The organism is Sphingobium mellinum (genome assembly GCF_037860795.1).
Taxonomy (GTDB): domain Bacteria; phylum Pseudomonadota; class Alphaproteobacteria; order Sphingomonadales; family Sphingomonadaceae; genus Sphingobium; species Sphingobium mellinum.
Map to the genome: position 1 here is coordinate 30,492 of NZ_JBANRK010000004.1, position 22,338 is coordinate 52,829.

Annotated in this window: 24 protein-coding genes, 1 tRNA gene and 1 pseudogene; 21 read left to right on the forward strand and 5 right to left on the reverse strand. The window is 60.6% G+C overall.

Annotation, left to right across the window (positions count from 1 at the left end; genetic code table 11):
• Positions 1-48 precede the first annotated feature (48 nt).
• From infA to AAC640_RS08045, 6 genes are all read left to right on the forward strand, one after another.
• A complete protein-coding gene (gene infA / locus AAC640_RS08020) occupies positions 49-267 on the forward strand; it encodes a translation initiation factor IF-1 (protein WP_003049127.1) in 219 nt (72 codons plus the stop codon).
• A gap of 22 nt (positions 268-289) precedes the next feature.
• The gene (locus tag AAC640_RS08025; RefSeq protein WP_340265598.1) at positions 290-862 is read left to right on the forward strand and encodes a Maf family protein; all 573 of its coding nucleotides are present in this window, start codon (positions 290-292) and stop codon (positions 860-862) included.
• Between the two features lie 3 nt (positions 863-865).
• A complete protein-coding gene (locus AAC640_RS08030) occupies positions 866-1,855 on the forward strand; it encodes a ribonuclease (RefSeq protein ID WP_340265599.1) in 990 nt (329 codons plus the stop codon).
• Positions 1,845-2,042: a DNA gyrase inhibitor YacG gene (locus AAC640_RS08035; protein ID WP_340265600.1), complete on the forward strand. Its 198-nt coding sequence runs from the start codon at positions 1,845-1,847 to the stop codon at positions 2,040-2,042. Before AAC640_RS08030 ends, AAC640_RS08035 begins: the two co-directional genes overlap by 11 nt.
• Positions 2,043-2,094: 52 nt before the next feature.
• A tRNA-Phe gene (locus AAC640_RS08040) sits at positions 2,095-2,170 on the forward strand.
• Between the two features lie 218 nt (positions 2,171-2,388).
• Positions 2,389-2,688, forward strand: coding sequence for an integrase arm-type DNA-binding domain-containing protein (locus AAC640_RS08045; RefSeq protein ID WP_340265601.1), 300 nt, complete (start codon positions 2,389-2,391; stop codon positions 2,686-2,688).
• A gap of 204 nt (positions 2,689-2,892) precedes the next feature.
• On the opposite strand, the gene AAC640_RS08050 is transcribed toward AAC640_RS08045, so the two are convergent.
• Positions 2,893-3,285, reverse strand: a complete 393-nt coding sequence (locus tag AAC640_RS08050; RefSeq protein ID WP_340265602.1) for a nuclear transport factor 2 family protein — start codon at positions 3,283-3,285, stop codon at positions 2,893-2,895.
• Positions 3,286-3,598: 313 nt separating this feature from the next.
• On the opposite strand from AAC640_RS08050, the gene AAC640_RS08055 reads away from it, so the two are divergent.
• From AAC640_RS08055 to AAC640_RS08090, 8 genes and pseudogenes are all read left to right on the forward strand, one after another.
• On the forward strand, positions 3,599-3,952 hold the full coding sequence (locus AAC640_RS08055; RefSeq protein WP_340265603.1) for a MarR family winged helix-turn-helix transcriptional regulator: 354 nt from the start codon (positions 3,599-3,601) through the stop codon (positions 3,950-3,952).
• Positions 3,953-3,997: 45 nt separating this feature from the next.
• Positions 3,998-4,759, forward strand: coding sequence for an SDR family NAD(P)-dependent oxidoreductase (locus AAC640_RS08060; protein WP_340265604.1), 762 nt, complete (start codon positions 3,998-4,000; stop codon positions 4,757-4,759).
• 270 nt (positions 4,760-5,029) lie between these two features.
• Positions 5,030-7,129: a TonB-dependent receptor gene (locus tag AAC640_RS08065; RefSeq protein WP_340265605.1), complete on the forward strand. Its 2,100-nt coding sequence runs from the start codon at positions 5,030-5,032 to the stop codon at positions 7,127-7,129.
• A gap of 123 nt (positions 7,130-7,252) precedes the next feature.
• A pseudogene (locus AAC640_RS08070) lies at positions 7,253-7,511 on the forward strand (IS3 family transposase); the annotation flags it as partial.
• Positions 7,512-7,706: 195 nt separating this feature from the next.
• Entirely contained in the window at positions 7,707-7,994 is a 288-nt protein-coding gene (locus tag AAC640_RS08075; protein WP_340265606.1) for a hypothetical protein, read from the forward strand.
• 44 nt (positions 7,995-8,038) lie between these two features.
• The gene (locus AAC640_RS08080; protein ID WP_340265607.1) at positions 8,039-9,139 is read left to right on the forward strand and encodes a hypothetical protein; all 1,101 of its coding nucleotides are present in this window, start codon (positions 8,039-8,041) and stop codon (positions 9,137-9,139) included.
• Positions 9,126-10,190, forward strand: coding sequence for a nucleotidyltransferase family protein (locus tag AAC640_RS08085; protein ID WP_340265608.1), 1,065 nt, complete (start codon positions 9,126-9,128; stop codon positions 10,188-10,190). The genes AAC640_RS08080 and AAC640_RS08085 overlap by 14 nt, the downstream gene beginning before the upstream one ends.
• Before the next feature lie 335 nt (positions 10,191-10,525).
• The gene (locus AAC640_RS08090; protein ID WP_340265609.1) at positions 10,526-11,404 is read left to right on the forward strand and encodes an SDR family oxidoreductase; all 879 of its coding nucleotides are present in this window, start codon (positions 10,526-10,528) and stop codon (positions 11,402-11,404) included.
• A 105-nt stretch (positions 11,405-11,509) separates the two neighbouring features.
• Here the strand turns inward: AAC640_RS08090 and AAC640_RS08095 are convergent, their stop codons facing one another.
• Entirely contained in the window at positions 11,510-11,707 is a 198-nt protein-coding gene (locus tag AAC640_RS08095; protein WP_340265610.1) for a hypothetical protein, read from the reverse strand.
• Positions 11,708-12,179: 472 nt separating this feature from the next.
• On the opposite strand from AAC640_RS08095, the gene AAC640_RS08100 reads away from it, so the two are divergent.
• The 7 genes from AAC640_RS08100 to AAC640_RS08130 all read left to right on the forward strand — a co-directional run bounded on the left by AAC640_RS08100 (position 12,180) and on the right by AAC640_RS08130 (position 19,784).
• Complete coding sequence (locus AAC640_RS08100; RefSeq protein WP_340265611.1) at positions 12,180-12,605, forward strand: organic hydroperoxide resistance protein; 426 nt, start codon at positions 12,180-12,182, stop codon at positions 12,603-12,605.
• Between the two features lie 539 nt (positions 12,606-13,144).
• Positions 13,145-14,026 carry an SDR family NAD(P)-dependent oxidoreductase gene (locus AAC640_RS08105; RefSeq protein ID WP_340265612.1) on the forward strand — a complete coding sequence of 294 codons (882 nt, stop codon included), beginning with the start codon at positions 13,145-13,147 and terminating at the stop codon, positions 14,024-14,026.
• Positions 14,027-14,242: 216 nt separating this feature from the next.
• A complete protein-coding gene (locus tag AAC640_RS08110; RefSeq protein WP_340265613.1) occupies positions 14,243-15,136 on the forward strand; it encodes a phosphotransferase in 894 nt (297 codons plus the stop codon).
• Between the two features lie 59 nt (positions 15,137-15,195).
• Positions 15,196-15,984, forward strand: a complete 789-nt coding sequence (locus AAC640_RS08115; protein WP_340265614.1) for an SDR family NAD(P)-dependent oxidoreductase — start codon at positions 15,196-15,198, stop codon at positions 15,982-15,984.
• 178 nt (positions 15,985-16,162) lie between these two features.
• Complete coding sequence (locus AAC640_RS08120) at positions 16,163-17,635, forward strand: phosphotransferase family protein (protein ID WP_340265615.1); 1,473 nt, start codon at positions 16,163-16,165, stop codon at positions 17,633-17,635.
• 44 nt (positions 17,636-17,679) lie between these two features.
• The gene (locus AAC640_RS08125; RefSeq protein WP_340265616.1) at positions 17,680-18,762 is read left to right on the forward strand and encodes a protein kinase family protein; all 1,083 of its coding nucleotides are present in this window, start codon (positions 17,680-17,682) and stop codon (positions 18,760-18,762) included.
• Positions 18,759-19,784 (forward strand): zinc-dependent alcohol dehydrogenase, encoded by a 1,026-nt coding sequence (locus AAC640_RS08130; RefSeq protein WP_340265617.1) that lies wholly within the window; start codon positions 18,759-18,761, stop codon positions 19,782-19,784. The genes AAC640_RS08125 and AAC640_RS08130 overlap by 4 nt, the downstream gene beginning before the upstream one ends.
• Before the next feature lie 47 nt (positions 19,785-19,831).
• Here AAC640_RS08130 and AAC640_RS08135 read toward each other — a convergent pair whose 3' ends face one another.
• From AAC640_RS08135 to AAC640_RS08145, 3 genes are all read right to left on the reverse strand, one after another.
• A complete protein-coding gene (locus tag AAC640_RS08135; protein ID WP_340265618.1) occupies positions 19,832-20,515 on the reverse strand; it encodes a TetR/AcrR family transcriptional regulator in 684 nt (227 codons plus the stop codon).
• 269 nt (positions 20,516-20,784) lie between these two features.
• Positions 20,785-21,567, reverse strand: coding sequence for a tyrosine-protein phosphatase (locus tag AAC640_RS08140; protein WP_340265619.1), 783 nt, complete (start codon positions 21,565-21,567; stop codon positions 20,785-20,787).
• Positions 21,568-21,648: 81 nt separating this feature from the next.
• On the reverse strand, positions 21,649-22,284 hold the full coding sequence (locus tag AAC640_RS08145) for a TetR/AcrR family transcriptional regulator (RefSeq protein WP_340265620.1): 636 nt from the start codon (positions 22,282-22,284) through the stop codon (positions 21,649-21,651).
• Positions 22,285-22,338: the final 54 nt, after the last annotated feature.

Consider the following 22,338-nt stretch of genomic DNA (forward strand, 5'->3'; position numbering starts at 1 on the left):
CCGAAATTGGCGCTATGGCGGCGCGATTTTTGGGCTTTCCGGGATATTATGGCGAAAGAAGAACTGCTTGAAATGCGCGGACAGGTTGTGGAGCTTCTCCCCAACGCCATGTTCCGCGTCCGGCTTGAGAATGATCATGAAATTCTCGGCCACACCGCGGGCAAGATGCGAAAGAACCGCATCCGCGTGCTGGTGGGCGATGAAGTGCTGGTCGAATTGACCCCTTACGACCTGACCAAGGGTCGGATCACCTATCGTTTCAAATAGGCCGCCCGGTTTATACGGTCCGATGCGGCTCATCCTGGCCTCGGCTTCCCCCAGACGACTGGCACTGCTTGCTCAGATCGGCGTTGCGCCGGATTCGGTGGATCCTGCCGATTTGGACGAGACGCCGCGGAAGGGGGAACTTCCCGCCGCCTACGCGGCGCGTGTCGCGGCCGACAAGGCCGCGCTGATCGCAGCGCGTCACCCCGGTGCGCTTGTGCTGGCCGGCGACACCGTCGTCGCGGCGGGCCGGCGCATCCTGGCCAAGGCGGAAAGCGAGGATGAGGCGCGGCACTGCCTTTCGCTGCTGTCGGGCCGGCGTCACCGCGTGCTGAGTGCCATCACGCTGGTCGATGCACTGGGCCGCGCGCGGCACCGGCTGTCGACAAACTTCGTGACATTCAAGCGGCTCGATCGTGCCGAGGTCGACGGCTATCTGGCCTTGGAGGAATGGCGCGGCAAGGCGGGCGGCTATGCGATTCAGGGCCGCGCCGCCGGCCTGATACGCGCCATCATTGGCAGCCACAGTGCGATCATGGGCCTGCCTCTCTACGAAACCCGCGCGCTGCTGAAGGCAGCGGGCTATCCACTGGACTGATTGATGGCCGAATGGCTTTATGAAGAAGGTATTGGCGAGGCCCGTGCCGCGCTGATCGAAAAGGGCAGGCTGGTCGAAGCGCAGATCGAGCGGGAGGGGGATTCCGCCCGTGCCGGGTCGTGCATGCAGGCAAAGCTGGTGCGGACCATCATTCCCAGAAAGCGGGGTATCGCTCGGCTGATATCCGGCGAGGAGGTCCTCGTCGAACCCATCCCGCCGAAAATCGCCGAAGGCGCCACGGTGCTCCTGGAAATTCTGCGCGAGGCCATTCCGGAAGAGGGGCGCGCCAAGCTCGCCAAGGCGCGCATCGCCCAGCCTGGTTCCAAGGCGCATCCCGCCCCCAGCCTGCTCCAGCGCCTGCGCGTGACCGGTTTGCCGATCGTCCCATGCCCGGCCCATGAGGAAGACCGTTTCGAGGCGCATGGCTGGAGCGAACTCATGGAGGAGGCGATGTCCGGCGAAGTGGGCACGGAGGAAGCGGCGCTGCGGATATTCTCCACGCCCGCGATGATCCTGATCGATGTGGACGGCTCGCTCCCCCCCGCCAAGCTTGGACCCAAGGGAGCGAAGCTGGCAGCGCAGACGATTCGCCGCATGGGCCTGACCGGGTCGATCGGCATTGATCTGCCAACGATGAACAACAAGGACGAGCGCGCCGTCGCCTCCGCCCAGATCGACAAATATCTGCCGCTTCCCTTTGAGCGGACGGCTGTCAATGGCTTTGGCTTCGTCCAGGTCATCCGCCGCCGCGAGCGCATGAACCTCATTGAATTGCTGCGCGCTGACCCAGTGGCGACCGCCGCGCTCGCGTTGCTGCGGCGCGCTGAGCGTCACGGTCAGGGCGGCCCAGCAACCATCACCGCTGCACCCGCGATCATCGACCTGCTGCATAAGGCGACGGGCTGGATCGATACCCTTGCCCGTCGTCGTGGCGGTGAAATCGGGTTGAAGGCCGACTCCGGCCTCGCCATATCGGCAGGCCATGTCGCCTAAAGCCCCCTCCTCCTGCCCGGTTTGTCGGCGGCCGAGCGCGCCTGATACGCGTCCTTTCTGCGGCAAGGCTTGCCGCGACCGCGACCTGCTGCAGTGGCTGGGCGAAGGCTATCGCGTCCCCGGCGCCACGGTCCGGGACGACAGGGAAAAAAGCGACGATTATGGGGTGGACAGCACCCCGGATTGATGCCTATAGGCACGCCTCTCGACGCGGCTGGCGGCTCTCGCCACCGCCCGATGCCCGGGTAGCTCAGTTGGTAGAGCATGCGACTGAAAATCGCAGTGTCGGCGGTTCGACTCCGTCCCCGGGCACCATATCTCCATTCGCCATCGTTCGCTGACGGATTACAAACCCGCTGAATTCGCCAGATGCCGCATAGGTTTCTGTCGGGATTGTTCGCGGGTAGCCGGTGAATTTGGGGGCCATTTTCGGGGCCATGACAAGGTGGCTCTCGAGATGACGGAAAATGGCCCCCATGGCGCCGGCGGATACGACGGTCGGGAACGCGAAACCCAAGGATAAGCCTTAAAAATTGGGTGGTGCCGGAGCGCTGTTCCTGCTCGTCCAACTCCCAGGCGGGAAATTGTGGCGGCTTAACTACAGGGGCGATGGCAAGGAAAAGAAACTGCCGCTGGGCGCCTATCCCGCCGTCGGCTTGGGCGAGGCTTGCAGGCGCCGGCACGCAGCGAGGGCCGAATTGGCTACTGGCCAGGACCCGGGAGGCGAGAAGGCGCGGCGCAAGGCCCAGGGAAGGATCGCGATAGGCAACAGCTTCGCTAACGTCGCGGCAGAGTTTATCCAGAAGCGGACGAAGGGATGCTGTTCCGAATGATGCCGGTCGGGCAGATTATGCCAGCCGATTTGTTGAAGATCCTGAAAAAAAGGCGGAGGGACGGGCTGCGATCGTCGATCGGTAAACCTGTGGCGCCCTTTCAATCAATCATCGGGTCGGCGCCAGCCAATCGCCAGACGCGGTTTCGAGGCCTCCTGCCGCCGCGCCTGGCATTTTCTTTCCACTTGTTCGTCAATCTCGCGATCAGGCGAGAACGCTGTCGGCCAGCTTCGTGTCCATCAGTTCGCGCATCGACAGGATCTTATCGCCCCTGAACCGGCAGACCGCGGCATAATCGCCGTTGAACTGCCTGCCGTTCTTCAGTTCGCATTCACCCGAGAAGATCGCGATGACCATGTCGCCCTCTTCGACCATTTCGTGGAAGGTGAACTTGCCCGGCCTGACCAACGCCGCGGAAAATAATTCCAGCTGGGACAGTATCTGGTCGAGCGTCCTGACCCCGGCCTCCGCCAGCACGGTAGTGCCCAGAAACTCGTGGCTGTAATCTTCCGTCACGATTTTGCTCAGCGCGGCGCCATCGCCCCTGCCCACCGCATCGCAATAATCCCGTACTGCCTTCTTTTTCACGCTGTCCATTTGTTTCTCCTGTCCATGAACATCCATTATTGGCCATTCCAGCCGTTTCAACTTTCCAGATCCCGAGAGCAACACAAGATTCGACCGGCAATATTGCCGGAAGCGCCCCACGTCCGTCCTAGAGGTAGAGGCGCGAGTGGACTGCCGTGATTGCGCTTTGCACGTCCCTCCGCTTCCCCTTGCAACGGGTTGGGCAATACCATATCAAGCGCACTCTATAAAGGTTCACGGGAGATTTTCTGGGTTGGGCGGGCTTAGCGTCAACACTGAGCTATCCTTCGCACTCTACGGGGCGGCGAACCGGATGGCGCGCATGCATAGGCCCTTTCTCCAGCCCCTGGGTCTCACATTCCCGCAATATCTGGTGATGCTGGAGCTGTTTTGCGACACGCCTGTATCCGTAGGATCGCTCGGCGCGCGGCTGGATATGGATACCGGAACGATAGGGCCGTTGCTGAAGCGGCTGGTCAATGCGGGCTTGGTTACGCGGACACGCGACCCGTCGGACGAGCGTCGCGTGCTTATCGATCTGACACCGCAGGGCCGCGCTCTGGAGGCGGAGGTGCGCGGCATTACCGGTAAAATAAAGGCGGCATGTCAGCTTGACGAACAGGGTCTTGAGGATTTTCGTCGCACGTTGGAATTGTTCGCATTCCCGGCCACATAGGGCGCGGCACAGGCTGATTCGCTTCGACTAAGAGAGGAAATTACGTTGTCACAAAATCTCGCAGGACGCTCCATCCTGATCACCGGCGGCGCTAGCGGCATCGGCCGTGCCGTTGCATTGCGCAGCGCGGAGGCAGGAGCGGCCATCACCGTCACCGACGTGAATGTTGAGGCAGGCACCAAGGTAGTGGACGAGATCATCCGCAGCGGTGGCCAGGCGCAGTTCGTGCGGTTGGATGTGTCCGACGAGGCGCAGCACCATGCTGCGGTTGCGGCGGCGGTGAAGGCGTTCGGCAAGCTCGACGGGTCCTGCAATGCTGCAGGAAAGCCGTTCCAGGGCAAGCCGATGCATGAGATTGACCCCGATTTCTGGGAAAGCGTCTATGCGCTCAATCTTCGCAGCGTTTTCTTTGCCACGCGTGCGCAGGTCCCGGCGATGCTGGCGGCGGGCAAGGGATCGATCGTGAACATCGCGTCGACAGCCGGCATAGCCGCCTTCCCGGGGGGCGCAGATTATTGCACCGCGAAGGGTGGCGTCGTGTCGGCGTCTCGCGCGGCTGCTCTCGATTATGCCAAGCTGGGCATCCGGGTAAATTCGGTGCTCCCCGGCGCCACGCGGACGCCCATGATGCAAGGCCAGATGGATGCGTTTGAAGGGCTTGAGGACATGATGATGGCGGCCAATCCCATGGGTCGTCTCGCTGAGCCGGACGAGATCGCCTATGCCGTTCGTTGGCTGCTATCCGACGAGGCAAGCTTTGTAACCGGTACGACGATGATCGTCGACGGCGGCCTCACCGCCGCCTGATCGACCAGGCGGACGACAGAATCCCAGAGAGGGGGGCGAAACAGGTGCCGACAACGGACGGCACCTGAATACCAAAAATCCCGATGATCATATCGGGCATATTTAACAAGTGGAGGGGAGAAGGAAATGACAACAACATTCAAGTCTGCACTATTCAGTGGAGCCTCGATGGCGCTTTTGGGCATGGCGATTGCGACGCCAGCCTATGGACAGCAGCAATCTTCGGTCGATGCGGCGGGCCAGCCTGCCGGACAAATAGGTGAGATTGTCGTGACCGCGCAGCGCCGCTCCGAGCGGCTGCAAGATGTTCCGCTTGCGATTACCGCCATTAATCCGCAGACCGCAACACAGCTCGGGTTGCGTAACCTCCGCGACGTCCAGTTGACGATGCCGGGGACGGATCTCGCGGCGGCGACCGGCTTCACGATGCTTTTCATCCGCGGCATTGGCGTTCAATTCACCACGCCGGGCCTCGAACCGCCGGTGGCCATCTATCTCGACGGTGCATATATACCGCGCGCCGGTGGCCTCAATTCGCTGCTCGACATGGTCGATCCGGGGCAGATCGAGGTTCTGCGCGGGCCACAAGGCACCTTGTACGGGCGCAATGCGACGGGCGGCGTCCTTCTGCTTAACAGCGCGAACCCGACCAACAAGTTTGAGGGCCGCCTCATGGCGGAATATGGCCGTTTCGACCACAAACAGGTCGATGGAATGTTGAATGTGCCCGTTTCCGATACCTTCAGTGTTCGTGTCGCCGGACGACTGAGGAAAGAGGATGGCTATATTACCAACTATGATGGCACAAAGCTGGGCCAGCAGAATAATTATACCGTCCGAGCGCGCGCGCGGTGGACCCCAACGGATAGCCTTGAGGTGTACGGTGGTGTCGAGTGGCAAAGAAGCCGTGCGCGAGAGTTCATCGATCAGCTCGGTGCTGGCGCTCCGACATGCTATGTTTGCCAGACGACCGGTCAGGCCGCATCTGGCTTCTATGAGGCCGGTGAAAACGCCCCCTCGCCCTATTATAATCGCTTGTTCAAAGCCGATCTTCACGCCAAGCTCAGCCTTGGCAGCATCGACCTCTCAAGCTTGACAACCTATTTCAATAACATCAGCGTCCAGCGCGCCGACAACGACTTCACGCAAGCTCCCGTATTCTTCTTTAACGTGCTGAGAAATGGCGGAAAGGCATTTGGGCAGGAATTTCAGCTAACATCGAATTTCGACGGGCCCTTTTCCTTCATCGCCGGTGCCAACTATCTTCACGACAACCCCCACCTCGATATTCAGCTGGACGGCTCGGCCTATGATTTTTCCGTTATTGCAACGGGAGCTTACCCGGCGAGCTTCAACAGTCTGAAGACAGATTCCGTATCCGCCTTCCTCGAAGGAACGTACAAGATCACCGATCAGATCAAGGTGACTGCGGGCGGCCGCTACACGCATGACAAACGTGAGATATCCGTAACTAACGGCCCAGGCTTCCAGTTGTTTGGTGCGCCGGCGGCCTATACAAGGTCGGCGTCGTTCAAGGCGTTCACACCGCGATTCGTCCTGGCGTGGGATAATGGCCCGGTAAATGTGTATTACAGCTATACACGCGCCTTCAAGGCCGGCGGCTTCTCGTCCGCGGCGCCATTCCCTGGCGCTCCCGTCAACCCGGAAAAGATGTTCAATCATGAAGTCGGCGTGAAGACATCGTCATTCGGCGGCAGGCTGCGGACTTCGCTTTCGGCCTTCTACTACAAGAATAAGGGGCTGCAGACACAGATCCTCGATGCTACCGGATCGGGGACCGTCACCCAGAACGCGGGTGCGACCGAAGGCTATGGGGCAGAGTTCGAGATCAACGGTGATCCCATGCGTGGTCTGCAGGTTGGAGCATCGCTCGGCTACCTGCATGCGCAATATCTAAGCTATCCGAATGCCTCGCAGGTCTGTTTCGATCCGACCGGCACCTCCAATCCCACCGCGCCGGGCGCAACATTGTACGCGTGCTCGATGGACCTGTCGGGAACACGGGTGCCGCACGCACCCAGGGTAACAGCGTCGCTGAACGCCCGCTACAGCTTCGACATTGCGGGCTGGGAAGCCAGTCTTGCCGGCGTTGCCCAGTATCGCTCGCGCTTCCTGTTCTGGCCAGGCGCCGGCGGACAACTGGGCTACGATCAGCAAAAGGGATACACCGTCGCCAACATCTCCGGCTATGTGAGCCCTCCGGGCACCGGACTCCGGTTGGGCCTTTATGCCGATAATGTGTTTGGCACGAAATATACGGTCATCAGGACGACCAGCCAGCCTTATGGACTGGATTTCAGTGCGGCCAGGCCGGCGACATACGGAGCGCGTGTGGAATATAATTTCTAGGGACCAAGCGAATGGGCAGAGCGGAAGCACTCCGGGCGCATGATCCCCAGCACCGGTTGGCCCAGATATGAGGTTGTGAGTTAAAGAGGGGTTGGGCTTCGTCATCGTGACGAAGGAACGAAAATGAAGCCCAACCCCTCCTTGAAAAATTCGCCGACAAAGGCCCCTGCTGAGTGGGTGGTGAGGATATCTGTCGGCGGGCCCGTCGGCAGTTCTTGGCCGAGGACAAGATCCGGATCATGCTGGATGACCTGCGCGGTGAGGACAGCATCGCCTGGTCGAAGCGGTTCATGGAGGCGGGCGGCGCCGGTTGGCCGGTGACATCGCCCGAGCGGCAACCACCGGCAAGGCGCAGGATCTGCGTCGTGAAGCCCGCGCGATCTGTCGCGCGGCAACTCTAGCGCCACCGACCTGCACCTTCATCCAGGGGATCATATGTCGCCGGCGGTGCGAACGACTGGCGCCTTCTCGCGGCTGCGCATGGGGTTATATTAAAGGATATACCTCGCCATAGCATTGCGCCCATTTTCGGGGGCGATGATAACCTGAGTCTCCCCCGCGATAGAGGAGATCAGCCTTGACTGAGGATCCCACCCCCCTCGATGCGTCCGCCGACCGGCGCCGGTTCCTGCAAACCTGCGGTCGTTTTGCTGCGACCGTTCCACCTGCCATCACGATCATGTTGTCGACGTCGCTTTCATCGGAAGCGATTGCGAAGTCGGGCGGGGGCGGAGGCGGCGGGCCCAAAGGCAATAATGGCGTCGGTAACGGGCCGGACCCGCAACCGCCTGGTAATCCGCCGATCAACGATGCGCCCGGAACCAGCCCCGGTCATCCCGGCAACCGCGGCGGCGTGAAGCACTGAACGCGAGTCCGGCGGCTCAGCCGGCTCGCGGGGGGTCTGATCTGATGTTGCGCCTTACGCCAGGGACTTCGATAGCATTCATCGAAGATCAGCCGGTCATCGTGGCGCAGTCCCGGCGCGTCCTTTTCGACGTGAACCAGATCGGCGGCTATATCGGCTGCCGTCTGGAAGAGGGCGTGAGCTTGAGGGAGTTGGTCAAAGACGTGCGGGCGCGAGGCTTCGCGCCGGCGCCAGCCACGCTTCGAGGGATATTGGCGGATTGGTCGCTATCCGGTCTGGTCTGCGCCACAGACGATCCGCCCAGGACGCCCCCTGTGCTGGTGCAGCATATCATGCTGGCCGGGAGCGCCCTGACGCTGCGGCACCATGATCAGGGGCTGGCCGCTCGCGTGGCTCCCTTGTTCGCGCATCTGGAAAGTGACGCTCGGGCCGGCGAGATCTGCTATGACCTGTGGAGTGAGCAGGGACTGGTGCTGCTCAGCCGGGAGGGTGGCCTGGCCGCGCTTCTGCATCGCGACCAGGTTGGTCCGCTCGTCAAGGCGCGTTTCACGCAGGATATTCTGGAAGACGCGCGATGGGGCCTGGCGCTGCACGCGGGCTGCCTGCGTCGCGGCGGTCGAGCGCTGCTGCTGACGGGGCGTCCCGGCGCAGGCAAGACGACGCTCAACGCCTGGCTGATGGGTGCGGGCTTCGCCTATGACGGCGATGATATCACCATGTTGCAGTCGGACGGGCGGGTCCGAGGCCTGCCTTTCCTTCCCACGGTCAAATCCGGGGCATGGCCGCTAATGGCGGCGAGGTTCGCTGACGGATTCCAGCCATCGGTCCATAGGCGCCCGGACGGCAAGCGCGTCCGCTACCTTATGCCGCTTGAACTGGCCGAACCGGTGCCGGTGCCGGTGGGCTGGATAGTAAAGCTGCGGCGGACAGCGACCGGCGATACGCGTCTGGTGCCGCTACATCCTACAGCTTCGATCCGGCACCTGCTATCGGAGGCAGCGTCTGCGACTGGAGAGGTCGATACCGCCACCTTGGCTACGTTAATCCGCGCGGTGACGGGGGCCCGCAGCTATGAACTCCATTATCAGGATCTTGATGAGGCAGCGCGACTGCTGGCCCGGCTCTGCGATCATGGCACGGCCTGATCCGCTCACGGGCCTGATCGACTGCCTGCGCGGCACGGTGCCAGAAGGCGCGGACTGGGCTGCAATCGTGGGGCTGGCCAACAAGACCCTATGCAGTCCGATGATGGCGGCAAGGCTGGAAGGCGCAGGGCGCCTCGCAGATGTCCCCGAGGATGTGCGCGCGTTTCTGGGCGAGATGCTGGCCCGCAATGCGGAGCGCAATCAGCGGCTGCTGGCGCAGCTGGGCGAAGCCACTGCCGCGCTCAGCATGGTTGGCGTGCAGCCTGTCCTGCTGAAGGGCGCCGCCTGGCTGGCGAGCGCTGCCGCGCAAGAGCGGGGCGCGCGAATGCTGGCGGACCTCGACTTGCTGGTTCCGACCGGCGCATTCTTCGCGGCCATCGATCGGCTTCGTGCTATCGGCTATGAGCTGGAAGCGCCCGCGCTGCGGCCTGATGTGCCGGCGGTGCTCTGGCGGACGCAGGACCCTGGGACGATCGATCTCCATAGCGACTATGGCAGCCCAGCCACGCTCTTCTATCGTTACGAGGATCTTGCGCGCGACGCGAAGCCCCCCAGGCTGTTGGGTAGCGGGGCGTTGCTGCCGTCCGCCGTCGCGGGCGTAGCGATCCTGCTGTTGCATGATCAGCTGAAGGGCAGGGATTATCTACGCGGGCGGGTTGACCTGCGCCACCTGATCGACATCCAGTATTTCGCGTCAGCATTCGGCGAGGGTGATTGGGCGGAGCTGGACCGTCTCTTCACAAGCGCCTATGCGCGCCAGGCAATGCGGACGCAGCTTCTGACGGCACGCAGGCTGCTGGGAATGAACGTCCCGAAAGAGCTGGTGCGAGGGCTGCGGCCCAGGGTACAATTTGCCCGCCGGCAGTTGCAGCGGCGCTGGCCGGCGCTCACCCCGATCCTGACGCTGCTGTCACTGTTCGACCCCGCCTATCTGGCGGCGAGGCGTACCGCGCGCCGGGCGAGCGCCCACGGTGAGTGTGTCGGGGGCGGGCTGCCGCGGCGCGACAGCCTCTTCAGGCTGTTTCTGCGCGACGAGCTGGGCAAGATTTGAGCAGGAGGCAGGCGGAAGTGCCCAGGTTGCAACGATGGACGGCCATTATTCGCCATCTCTGCCCAGCCTGGGAGATGGGACCCCGCTTGCGAGCGCGCCATTGCAGTGACGGGCGGTCGACGAGTTCCGACATCGTCCTCAGGATGTGCTTCCCTGAGCGAGTGCGGCCAACCTATGCTCTTCGACACTGACCGATTCCTGCATGCTACGGTTCCGACGTCCTCCGCTTGGGAGGCTGTGCAGCATAGTGGGCCGGCCTTCCGATTTTTACGTTTACATGGATAGACAGGTCTGTCTATATCCTGTCATCTTTACTTGAGTCGATGGGACCTGGAATGAGCAAAAAAGTAATTGTCGTGACCGGCGCGAGCAGCGGGTTCGGGAAATTGACCGTGCTGGAGCTTGCGAGACGCGGACACACCGTCATTGCAACCATGCGCGATGTCGAAGGGCGCAATAGCCAGGTTCGCAGCGAACTCATCGAAGCGGCGAAAGCCGAAGGTGCCACGTTGCAGGTTCTCGAAATGGACGTCAGCGATGACGCATCGGTGAGTTCGGCGATCGAGCAGGTCATTGCGCAGTACGGGAAGATCGATGCCCTGATCAACAACGCCGGGCTGATGCCGATCGGGGTGACGGAAGCCTATACGACCGCCGACGTCGAAAAGCTGTTCGCCGTCAATGTGTTCGGCGCCATCCGCACAAATCGTGCCGTTCTGCCGCACATGCGTGCCGCCGGCAGCGGACTTGTCCTTCAGGTGACCTCGCTGATGGGGCGGTTTACCATGCCCTTCTTCGGCATCTATTCCGCGAGCAAGTTCGCGGCCGAAGCGCTGGCCGAAACATACCGCTACGAATTGTCGGCATTCGGCGTCGATTCGGTCATCGTCGAGCCGGGGCCGTTCCCGAGCAACCTCATCTCATCCAGCCCCGAGCCGTCCGACGCGGGCGTGGTGGCATCCTATGGCGACGTCGCGGCGATTCCGGGCCAGATCAAGGCCAACTCCGACCAGTCGCACGATCCGGCCAATCCGCCCCAGCCACAACTCGTCGCCGATGCGATCGCACGTCTGGTGGAAGCGACGGAGCGGCGTCCCCTGCGAACGGTCGTCATGCCGGATGGCATGGATTTCGGCGTTGCCGCGATCAACGAAGCGGTGGCCCCCATTCAGAACGGCGTCCTCAAGGCAATGGGCATGGAAGCCATGATCTGACAAACGGATCGGATCGGCGGGCGGGTCGAACGCCTGCCGATCTTCCATGTTTACACGAAGGCGCCCGACGGGCGGCGTACGCATGACGGTGCAGCGCCGCCCGGTTCAGGCGCTTGCGCTGAATGGCGACGGACGCGCGCCGGCCAGTTGCTCGGGCGACAAGGGTGCGTCGAGCCGAGCAGGATCAAGGCGCAGGCCCAGCATATGTCCCAGATAAGCTGCACGCTGCGGAAAGACCCGCCCGCTCAACGCGATCCGGCGATCAAGCGCTTCGCGTCTATCTCTTGCAATCGTCGTCATCATCGAGGCGCTCGGTGACTGGATGCAGGCATATGACGGGCTGCCCGAGCCGCTACGTATGGCTTGTCGGACAGTCTCCCCGCTGACTCCGACCTGCCATGCTGTCATTGCAATTACCGAGCGAATATTGAAACCTGTACAGGAAAGGGCTTCGCATAACGGATATTGTCGGGCCGGGACATCTTTTTAGGGGCATTGGCGATTGCCTGGGCAAGCGGCGTCACGACAGCGAGCGAAGGTGCGGGAATGTGCTTCGCAACATCCTTAAGAACGGGTGGATGGAACCGAAAACAGCAGCTGGCCGCCGACTTTAATCGGCTGCATCCGGCAGCGCGGACGGGCACGACCGGGACCTGTCAGCGATACGCGGCGCTTTGTGCTCCGAGCAGGCGTGCTCCAGCATGAGCGCTGGGACCTTATATTTCTCCGCGTCGTTCGCAATATATGTGATGATTGAACTATAGAGGAGCCGATCATGAGCCATCTTTACACCACGAGGGTCACCGCCGTTGGCGGGCGCAGCGGCACCGTCAGGAGCGATGATGGCATTCTTGACCTGCAACTGGCCATGCCCAAAGAATTGGGCGGCAAGGGCGGTGCGACCAATCCCGAGCAGCTTTTCGCTGCTGGCTATGCGGCCTGCTTTGAAAATGCCGTGATTCATGTGACGCGCGCCCAGGCCGACAAGGTACGCGACAATGATATTAAGGTGGTTGGCGAGGTCGGCCTTCTGCCAAACGGTCAAGGCGGATTCAATCTCGCCGTGACGCTCTACGTGGCAATTAGCGGCTTAGACCAGGCCAAAGCCGAAGAGATCGTCAATGCCGCACATGCGGTCTGTCCTTATTCCAATGCGGTGAAAGGCAATGTCGACGTCAAGCTGAAGGTGACCACACGATGACCCGAAAATGGCTGCGCGGGAGGGTCAAGAAGTTTCCCGCCGCTTGATCGGCAGATTTGCTTCCGCTCTACGCTGCCTCTAGCTCCTGCTGAACCATGAGCCGGTTCAGCAGGAGCCAGGTTCCACAATCCCCACTCACGGCCCGCCCTCTCTGCTGAGGCAACAATAGGCGCAATCCCCCTGGCGGCGGATCTAACCAAACCGCATGCCCGGATCGGGCATCATGTCATGGAGCGGTTTTTTAGCCAAAGCCTTCGGTTGATCACGCACAACCCATGCAGTCCAATCCGTCCGCTTGACATATGCCCTGATTGTCAAATCTGAGCGATTGTATTGGCTCCTCATTGGCTCCAAGGTTTCGCCCGACAAAACAACTTTGAACAACGCTGCGATCACGGTCTGAAACCATGCCGGCGGTTCAAGGAGAGGGCCAGGATGAGGATAATAGATGGAGTGTTGGCGGCCACGGCTGGAATGCCCTGGCCGTTTGCGAGTTGTGCACGGAGCGCGATGGGCGATGCCCACGTTAAAGAGCAAGCATGACAAATACGGTAGTTTTGATCGGGGCCAACAGCGACGTAGGCGGCGAGGTAGCAACACGTCTACTGGACCATGGACATACTGTTATCGCCACGGCGCGCAATCAAGATCAGTGCGCCCTCATCAACGCGAAGATGCCCGGTCTTAGTGATATATTCCCCCTCGACCTGGGGAATGCAGAGACTGTCTTCCAGATATTGGGAGAGAGATTGGGGGCGGCGCAGGTCGATGGTGTAATAGTCTGCGCGGCGGCAGGCGCTCATGGACCGCTCGAAACGGCGTCTCTGGCCGGCGTGCGGGCCGTATTGGAGACAAACGCCCTTGCTTGCCTGGCGATCTATCAGGCCTGCCTGCCAACTTTACGGCGGCGGCGCGGGCGCATGATCTTGATCGGCTCGTCCAGCGGCAAGATCGCCCTCCCTTTCCTGGGCGCATATCAGGCATCGAAATTCGCGCTGGAGGCATTGGCCGACGTCATGCGCCAGGAAGGCAGCATGTCGGGCGTGACAGTGGTGCTCGTCGAACCGGGCGGGATCAACACGAAGATGGTTCGCAGGATGCTTGACGCCGTAAAGCAGGAATATCGCGACCTGCATCGGTCCGCGCATCGCCTCTATGGCGACCTCTATAAAAGCTTTATCGCTTTGTCCGAGAATGCCGACTGGTCGAAGATGAGTACGGCCGCGCAGGTCGCCGATACCGTCATCGCCGCGTATCAGTGTGCGGATCCCGAGCCTCGCTATGTCGTAGGCGCCGATGCAAAATACCTCCTCGCTGAACGCAAGGTCAGAAACGACCGTGAAATGGACGCGCTGGCGATGGAAATATATGGCGTCAAATCGTTGGGTAATGGCCCGCTTAACTTTGATAATATTGAGTAGAGGATGATATCAATGCTCGTTCCACAATCGCCCAGCGATCTGACGCCGGAGGTTCTTACTAACATTATTGCGACGGCGCATCCTGGAGCCCGGGTCGAACGGGTTACCATCGTGGATTTTAAGGACAGCGACTCGACCGAAACGTCCAGTTCCGCCCTGATCAGACTTGCGGTGGCCTATACAGACGGTAATCCACAGGGACTTCCGGAGCATCTGGTGGGAAAATTGACGCAGAGCGATCCTTCGCTCTGGTATAGCAATCTCAACGCCATGTATGCCAACGAACTGGATTTCTACGCCAGGCTGAGGTCCGAAGTCGATCTGGAGGCGCCGATTGGCATGGGCGGCGCGATGGATGACAGCGGGCGATACATCCTCTTGATGGAAGACGTCAGCAAGCGCGGCGCGACATTCCATACGGTCCTTACCGAGGACGTTACCCTGGATCATGTTCGCGCGATCCTCACCACGCTGGCTCGTCTCCATGCCCGCTATTGGGATAGTCCTCGTTTCAAGACCGACCTCGCCTGGGTTCAGACGATGGTGAGCGGCGACCTTGAATCGCTTATGCGCCAGTTGATCGGCGACGGCATCAGCAGCGAAATCCGCCTGCGCAAGTTCAAGCGCGAATTCCTCGGCATAATGGGGGTCGATGAAGAACGGCTTCGTCAAGGCTCCATCAAGATGAAGGAGCACCAGGCCACGCTGACGCCCACTATCCTTCACGGCGACTCTCATCTTGGCAACATGTATTTTCTGCCGGACATGACGGGCGGCCTGCTGGACTGGCAACTGGTGGCCAAAGGTTACATTGCCCATGATGTTGGCTATTTCATCACGGTTTCGCTCCCGGTGGATGTTCGGCGCCGCGAGGAACGCGCATTGCTCGATTTCTATCTGGAGAAGCTGAAGCAATTCGGCGCGGTCAATCCACCCGATCGCGAGACGCTCTGGCTCGAATATCGCCGGACGCTGATCTGGGGCGTCTATATCGGCTGGCTGACGGTCCCCGAGCAGAATTACGGGTGGGAGCACAGCGTTGTCTGCCACCTGCGTGTCATCAATGCCTTTATCGACCATGACACGATGCGCCTTGTCGATGAACTATAAATGATGTTGCCGCCGGCCCTGCCCACGCGGGTCAGGGGTGTTGGAGCGTCGTCACCCGAGTGACGATCCGTACTTGGAAGAAGAAGATTATGTTGGATGGTAAGGTCGTCTTGCTCACCGGGGCAGGCTCAGGCATTGGCCGGGCCACCGCGATCATTCTTGCCGAGGCGGGGGCCAGCGTTCTGGTTACCGATTATGATGAAGCCAGTGCCCAAGAAACCGCAACCCTGATCCAGCAGGCGGGAGGCTCCGCCAAGGCAATGCGGGTCGATGTCACGAGCGAAAATGATGTGAAAGCGATGGTGGCGGCGGCCGTCGACTTGTTCGGAAAAATCGATGGGGCCTTCAACAATGCCGGGGTTCGTATGAGATACGAACTCCTTCCGGACTTGACCGTCAGCGACTGGGACAGGGTTGCCGACGTCAATATGAAGGGCGTTTTCATGTGCATGAAATATGAGATCGAGGCGATGCGTCAGTGTGGCGGCGGCGCGATCGTGAACACATCATCGGCAAATGGCTTGCTCGGAAGTGCCTATTGCTCGGAATATGTCGCTTCAAAACATGGCGTGCTGGGCCTCACCCGCGGCGCTGCTTGCGAAACGAATATCACGCATGTTCGCGTGAACGCTGTTCTGCCCGGCGTGATTGTGACGCCCATGGTGGGCGAGTTGACGACCAGCCCTGAACTCAAGCCTCTCTACGATGCCGCGCTGGCGCGGCACTCCATTGGTCGTCTCGGCAGGCCCGAAGATGTAGGATATGCCGTCAAATGGCTGCTTTCAGATGAGTCATCCTTCGTCAACGGCGCAGCAATTTCAGTCGATGGAGGATATACGGCGGGATGACATGCCGGCCGGATATATGAGCCGCAGATGCCAAAGTGTCGGTTCATCACAACATAAAAATATGGGAGGATTCGGTGAGAGGATTTTCAAGATATCGCCGTAGCCGGCCCGGCTTCAGTGTCGGGTCGACCCGCAGCGGGCCGGGGCGTTCACGCTGATGCAGGTTCCGGCCCAACGATTGACGAAATCGCTTCGTCAGTATCTCGTCCGGCAGCTTGGGAGCGATGTCGGCTATGGTTCCAATGAAGAAGCGGCGCTGGCTGCGGTGCGCCTGCTGGAGGATTGGAGCGAACAGAAGGGCGAGCGTGATCGCGTCTGCTATGGCGAGTTGGAGACGCTGATCGCATCCGTTGTCCAAAGCCTCGAACTTGAGCGCGTCGTGCCCGAACTGGCGAAGATGGGGGACGATATCGTCGGGGCGATCAGCGCGCTCGATTTCGAGCGACGGCTGGATCTTGTGGAGCAAGGGGAACGCGCGATTCTTGCGCGGCTGTCGGAGTTTTCCGGCGCGTTGTCGGCGCAGGCCGATCTTGATCCTGTCAAGCGCCAGAGTTCAGCGCTCGCCATCGCCGCGTGGGATTGCCGCAGGATTGCGGGCCGGGCCGGGCGCGACAGCCAGGCTGGCCCGGATCAGGATGTGTCGATCACCGCGCCCAAGCTGGAAGCCTATCTGCGCGATCGCTTCGCCGATCCGGACCTGACGCTGACCGCCTTCGCCGCCGTTTCGGGCGGGTTCGGCAAGGAGACGATCATCTTTGCCGCCTCGGCGCGTGCGTTGACCGGTGAGTTCGTGCTGCGGCGCGATCGGTCCAGCCCGATCCTCGACAATGATTGCCACCGGGTCAGCCAGGAATATCCGGTCATTCGCGCCGTCGCCTCGCACGGATTCCCCGCGCCCGAAGTGCTGTGGTTGGATGTTGAGCATCACCTGCTTCCCGGTGGAGACTTTCTGGTGATGCGACGTTCGCCAGGTGCAGCCTGTGGCGATATCTTTGGCGGCGCCAATGCGCTGTCAGCCGCGATCCAACAGAACTGGGCGGAGGCCGTGGCGGACCTTCATAGGCTGCCCCAACTCACGGAATTGGGCGACCTCACCAATTCCATTCGCACCGAATTGTGGAATCTGCCGCTGCAGCATGTATCGGCCCGCTATATTCGCGACTATTACGACCATTATCTCGCCAATAGTCCCGCGCCGCTGCCTTCGCTGGCGGCGCTTTACGCCTGGCTGCTGGCGAATGTGCCCGATGGCGAGATCGGCGCGCCGGCGCTCGTCCATGGCGATTTGGGGTTGCAGAACCTGCTTCTCGACGGCGACCGGCTCAGCATCATATTGGACTGGGAAATGGCGCATGTCGGTGATCCGATGGAGGACCTGGCCTATATCCGCAACGCGGCCGGCAATAATATCGACTGGGACTATTTCCTGGGTGTCTACGAGGAGCGGACTGGCCGGACAATCGCGCCCGCGCATCTCCACTTCTACCGGGTCTGGGGCCATGTTCGCAATGCGACGGGGGCGGCGATCGGTTCGGATCGCTACAGCAGCGGCGCGTTAACGGACTTCAACATCGCGCCGATGGGCTTCTTCTATGTCCCCAGATTTCTCGACGAGGCGATCCGGCTGATCGGCGCCGGGGCCGCCTCGTAACGCGCCGCAAATTTTGAAACCCGACCACGAAAGGACTGTCCTTAATGGCCCTCACCATCCCCCGCACGCTGGAAGACATCACGAAAGACTGGCTGAATGAGGCCATGGCCGATCGTTTCCCCGGTATCCGGATCCAGTCCGCCAGAGTGGACGGGTTTCTCGGCTACAAGCCGAACAAGGCACGCGTTTTCCTGGAGTATGAGGGCGAACGCCGGCGTGAATATCCCGAAACGGTTTACATCAAGGGCAGCTTCCGAACCAACCATAGCGAAAAGCCGTCGGGCATCGACGTCGGCAATGCCCTGGAAGTGCCTATGTATGAGGAAGTCCTGCCCGACCTGAACGTCAATCGCCCAGATTGCCTCTATGTGCGGTTCGATGCGAAGAATTTCGAAGGCATACTCATTCTTGAGGATCTTGAGGCCAAAGGCGCGCAGTTCCTCGGCGACGCTCATTGTCTGACTTACGGACAGGCGGCAGCCTTCATCGAAGCCATGGGGACCTTCCATGGGCAATGGCTGAACAGCCCGGAATTTGCCGAAGGCGGCCGCTTCGGGCCGGATTCGCCGATTGCCCAGCGATCCCGTTTCCTCAACGTCGAATATTTGGTGGAAATGGTAAGGCCGCTTTTCTGGGAGGAATCCATTGCCCTTCCGCGCGGGATGGCGCTGCCGCAACGATTCCGGAACATGGAGCGAATGGCCGCAGCCTATGAATCCCTCAAATCCGTCCATTCAAGTGCCGCGCGCACGATCATCCACGGCGATTCCCATCTCGGCAACATTCATCTGACCGCGCGGGGCCAGCCTGGCTTTCACGACTGGTGCTCACGGATCGAGCCATGGGTGAACGACTTCACCTATTTCATATGCTCCAACCTCGACAGCCTCAATCGTCGGGAATGGGAGCGCCCGCTCCTGGCGCGCTACCTGACCACCCTTGCCCGCCGCGCGGAAGCCCCGAGCTTCGAAGAAGCGTGGTTCTTATACCGCTGCTCCACCATGTTCCCCTTCCTCACCTGGCTGAACAACGCGCAGTGGCAGCCTGAAACCATCAACACCATGAACACCGTCCGTGCGGCCAACGCGATGTCGGATCATGACGTATTCGGGTTGTTGGGCGTATGAGGGCCGCCGTCTTTCGCGAGGTCGGCCAGCCCTTGTCGCTGGAGGACATTCCGGTTCCCAGGCCGGGGGCGCATCAGGCGCTGATCAAGGTCGGCCGTTGCGGTTTTTGCGCGACCGACGTGGCGATGACCTCCGGTGTGGGGATGAACTTTCCCCTGGGCGCTGCCATCGGCCACGAATATTGCGGTGAGGTGGTGGAACTCGGCCCGGACGTCACCCGGCTGAAGGTCGGCGATATCGTCGCTGGAATGCCCGAGGGCGGCTGCGGGACATGTCCGGCCTGCCTCGCCGGCCGGCCGTTCGATTGCTTCGACGGCTTCACCATGATGCTCGGCGGTTTTGGCGAATATACGCTGGTCGATGAACGGTTCGCGGTGCGCCTGCCCGCCGGATTGTCGTTGACCGACGGGGCGCTGGTGGAACCGATCGCATCGGCGCGGCGGGGCGCGCAGATGGCGCCGATCGACAAGGACAGCCGCATCCTGATCCTCGGGGCCGGTGCGATGGGCGGTGGCGCTGCCTATTGGAGCCGGCTGCGCGGCGGGCGCAAGATCGTGACCAGCGCCCGCTCCGCCTGGCGGGCGGATCTGATGAAGGAAATGGGGGCGAGCGAGTATCTCCTCGCCCATGAGCTTGGAGAAAAGCTCAGCGGAGCCTTGGGCAGCGCGCCCGACGTCGTGTTCGAATGCAGTGGCGCGCCGGGAATGCTGGCCGCCGCGATAGACGCGGTCGCGGTGGGCGGCACGGTGGTCTGCATCGGCATATGCACCTCACCGGAAACGCTCCTGTTACCTCAGGCCTCCTACAAGGAAGTATCACTCCGCTTTACCGCCGCCTATTCTGTCGCCGATTTCCAGGCCACGGTCGATGCCTTCGATCGCGGCGCGGTGGAACCGCGCAAGCTGGTCGACCGCATCATTGGGCTGGACGAGGTGCCGGATCATCTGGAGAATATGCGGCAAGGCAAGACCAACGGAAATAAGGTGCATGTCGATCCCACCATTGCCGGCGGCGATCATTAGCGGCTGACTGATTGTTGATAAGATCGAGCAAACGGTTCGGCCAACGATCAGTTGGATACGCCGCCAAATTTGGACAAGGCGCCGGAGATGACGACGTCTGTACCAAAAATCCAGTCATCGAACATCTCGTCGATTGTGCATGCACCCTCGATCCAATCCCTGACGGCATTGTGAGGGACGGACAAAAGTTGATAACTGACCTGCCAATGCTCTTTTCTAAAATCAGATGCACCGAGCAGGGACTTTACTACGGGCAAGAAGTGCTGCGCACTCTTCTTGATAAGTTTACGATACAATTCATGGTCAGAAAACATGATACGCTCTGCTGCGGAAATATATTCAGGATATATTTCTGCCACCATTTTATAAGTCCGCAGGAAAGACGGGTACAGGTTGCCGATGTCATTGGTCTTGGGAATGCACGATAGGACCTGTTCGTTAAATTCGATCAGGGATGCCCAGATGATGTCCCTCTTCCCGCCAATCATGTTATGGATGTTTTGGCGAGACGTGTCACATTCCTGTGCAAGGCGTTGAAGGGGCAGCGTGGCGCCGCCGCTCTCGGCGATTAACCGCCGTGCTGTGGCTAAAATCAGCCGACGCCGCTGATGCTGGGTAAAGTTGTGTCGATGAGCCATAAGGCTGGCATCGAGTTCGAATGGCGACGGTGCAGGACTTGATTCCGAGGGTGTCATAAGGCCCGGCAAATGCGTTCGGGCATCACCAACCATCGAATGGCGCGCATAAGTTCATCCTCTCTCGACCTTGGATAGCATTCTGGGTGTAGGCACACAACAGAACAGGTGCAGCAACCCATTCAGTCTATTCCTCCGATTGACAAATTCCCAGATTGTCAAATTTGAGCGATTATATTGGTCACATATCAACGGACAATGGTCCGACGAACCTCTATGGCTCAGTAGGCGGCCGGTCGTTTGAGCTGGGCCGGAATGATCAAGTAGCGCGCCGCAAGTCAGCGGTCGGGAATGGGGCCTGTCGATCACACCAGCAGTCGATCGCGTATCGCCATTATTTCGGCGTCGCCAAGGCCGAGTTCCTCACGCACAAATCCGAGGGTGGAGCCGTGGCGCTCCTCAAGCACTTCGAACATCGTTTCGAGATATGCGGGATCCGCCCGGATCATTGGTTCCCAGATGGCCAGATCAGTATCTGCCAAGGCGTGGCCGAAGGGATCCTTCGCTATCAGCTCCCATCCTCGTGCGAAAAATCGATCTGTAAGCGCATACTCGGCGATCACCTGCGCACGCTCAACCCCCAGCAGTTCGAGCAATAATGCGGCCGCGATCCCCGTTCGGTCCTTTCCTGCCGCACAATGAAATACCAACGGCAGCCGCCCGTGGGCAACGTGCAGAAAAAGCTCCCGGTAGGAAGGAGCCTGCTCATAAGCCAAAGTGCGATAGGCTTCGACCGCCATGGCTCGAACCGAAGCGGCCGTCGCGCCCGGCGCGCGGATCGCCGCAGTCAAATCCCCTACGCTCAACGCATGGTCGCGTGACCAGATTTCATAAGGCGGGGCGGGCGGAAGCCGGGACGGCCTTTTGCTTCTCTCCTCATTGGATCGCAGATCACAGATCAGCTTCAGGCCGAGCGCTTCCAGGCTGGAATGGTCGCGCTCGGTAAGTTCGCACATGGTCCCGGAACGAAAAATCAGACCTTTTGCGACGTGGCGACCATTCTTCGTCAGATAACCTCCGATGTCCCGGAAATTATGTCCTCCATCCAGGGCTATGATCCGATCGAATTCCTCTGCGTCACGCATCATATATTAGCTTGCTCCATGTACATGCTGCGGCATGAGCGACAAACGGGATTAGCTTAACTCAGCCAAAGATTGTCCGGATGATCAGGGGGCATGAGCCCGCATGAACATGTCGGTTGCAAAGACCGCATCCGCGCGGATCAGATCGGCGGGGGCGCTATCGATCAGGCCCCAGACCAGCTGCTGGTGACAGCCCGACGTGGCAAGGGTCATAAGCGCCCGAGCCGCCAACGCCGGATCAGGCGTCCTTAATTGGCCGCGTTCGATCGCGCCGGCGATATAGGCGGCGAGCTGGGTGCGGGTTTGAAGCGGGGCATGCTGATAAAAGATATGGCCCATCTCCGGAAATCTTCCCGCTTCCGACGCGATAAGGCGGTGCAAAGCGATCGCATCGGGTGATGTCACCTTTTCCAGCAGGCTAATGCAAAAATGCAGCAGCGTATCGGCCACCTCCTCTCCCGGGTCGAGTATCTCCTGCAAGCGCTGGCGATAATCGGTGGTCATCCGATCGAGCACGGCGGCGAACAGGGCTTCCTTGCAGGGGAAATAGCTCCACAATGTGCCTTTGGATCCTCCCAGCTCGGCGGCAATGCCCGACATGGTGGTCCCCGCATAGCCATTTTCCAGGAAGGAGCGCGCTGCGACGGCCAGTATCGCATCGCGCCGGTCGCGTCGGCGCGCCTCTCTGCGGCTGATAGAAGGAAGATCGGCGCGTGTCATAAAATCGTACCCTATAGTACGCCAAAGTGGTTGACAAGAGACGGGGTGCGCGGC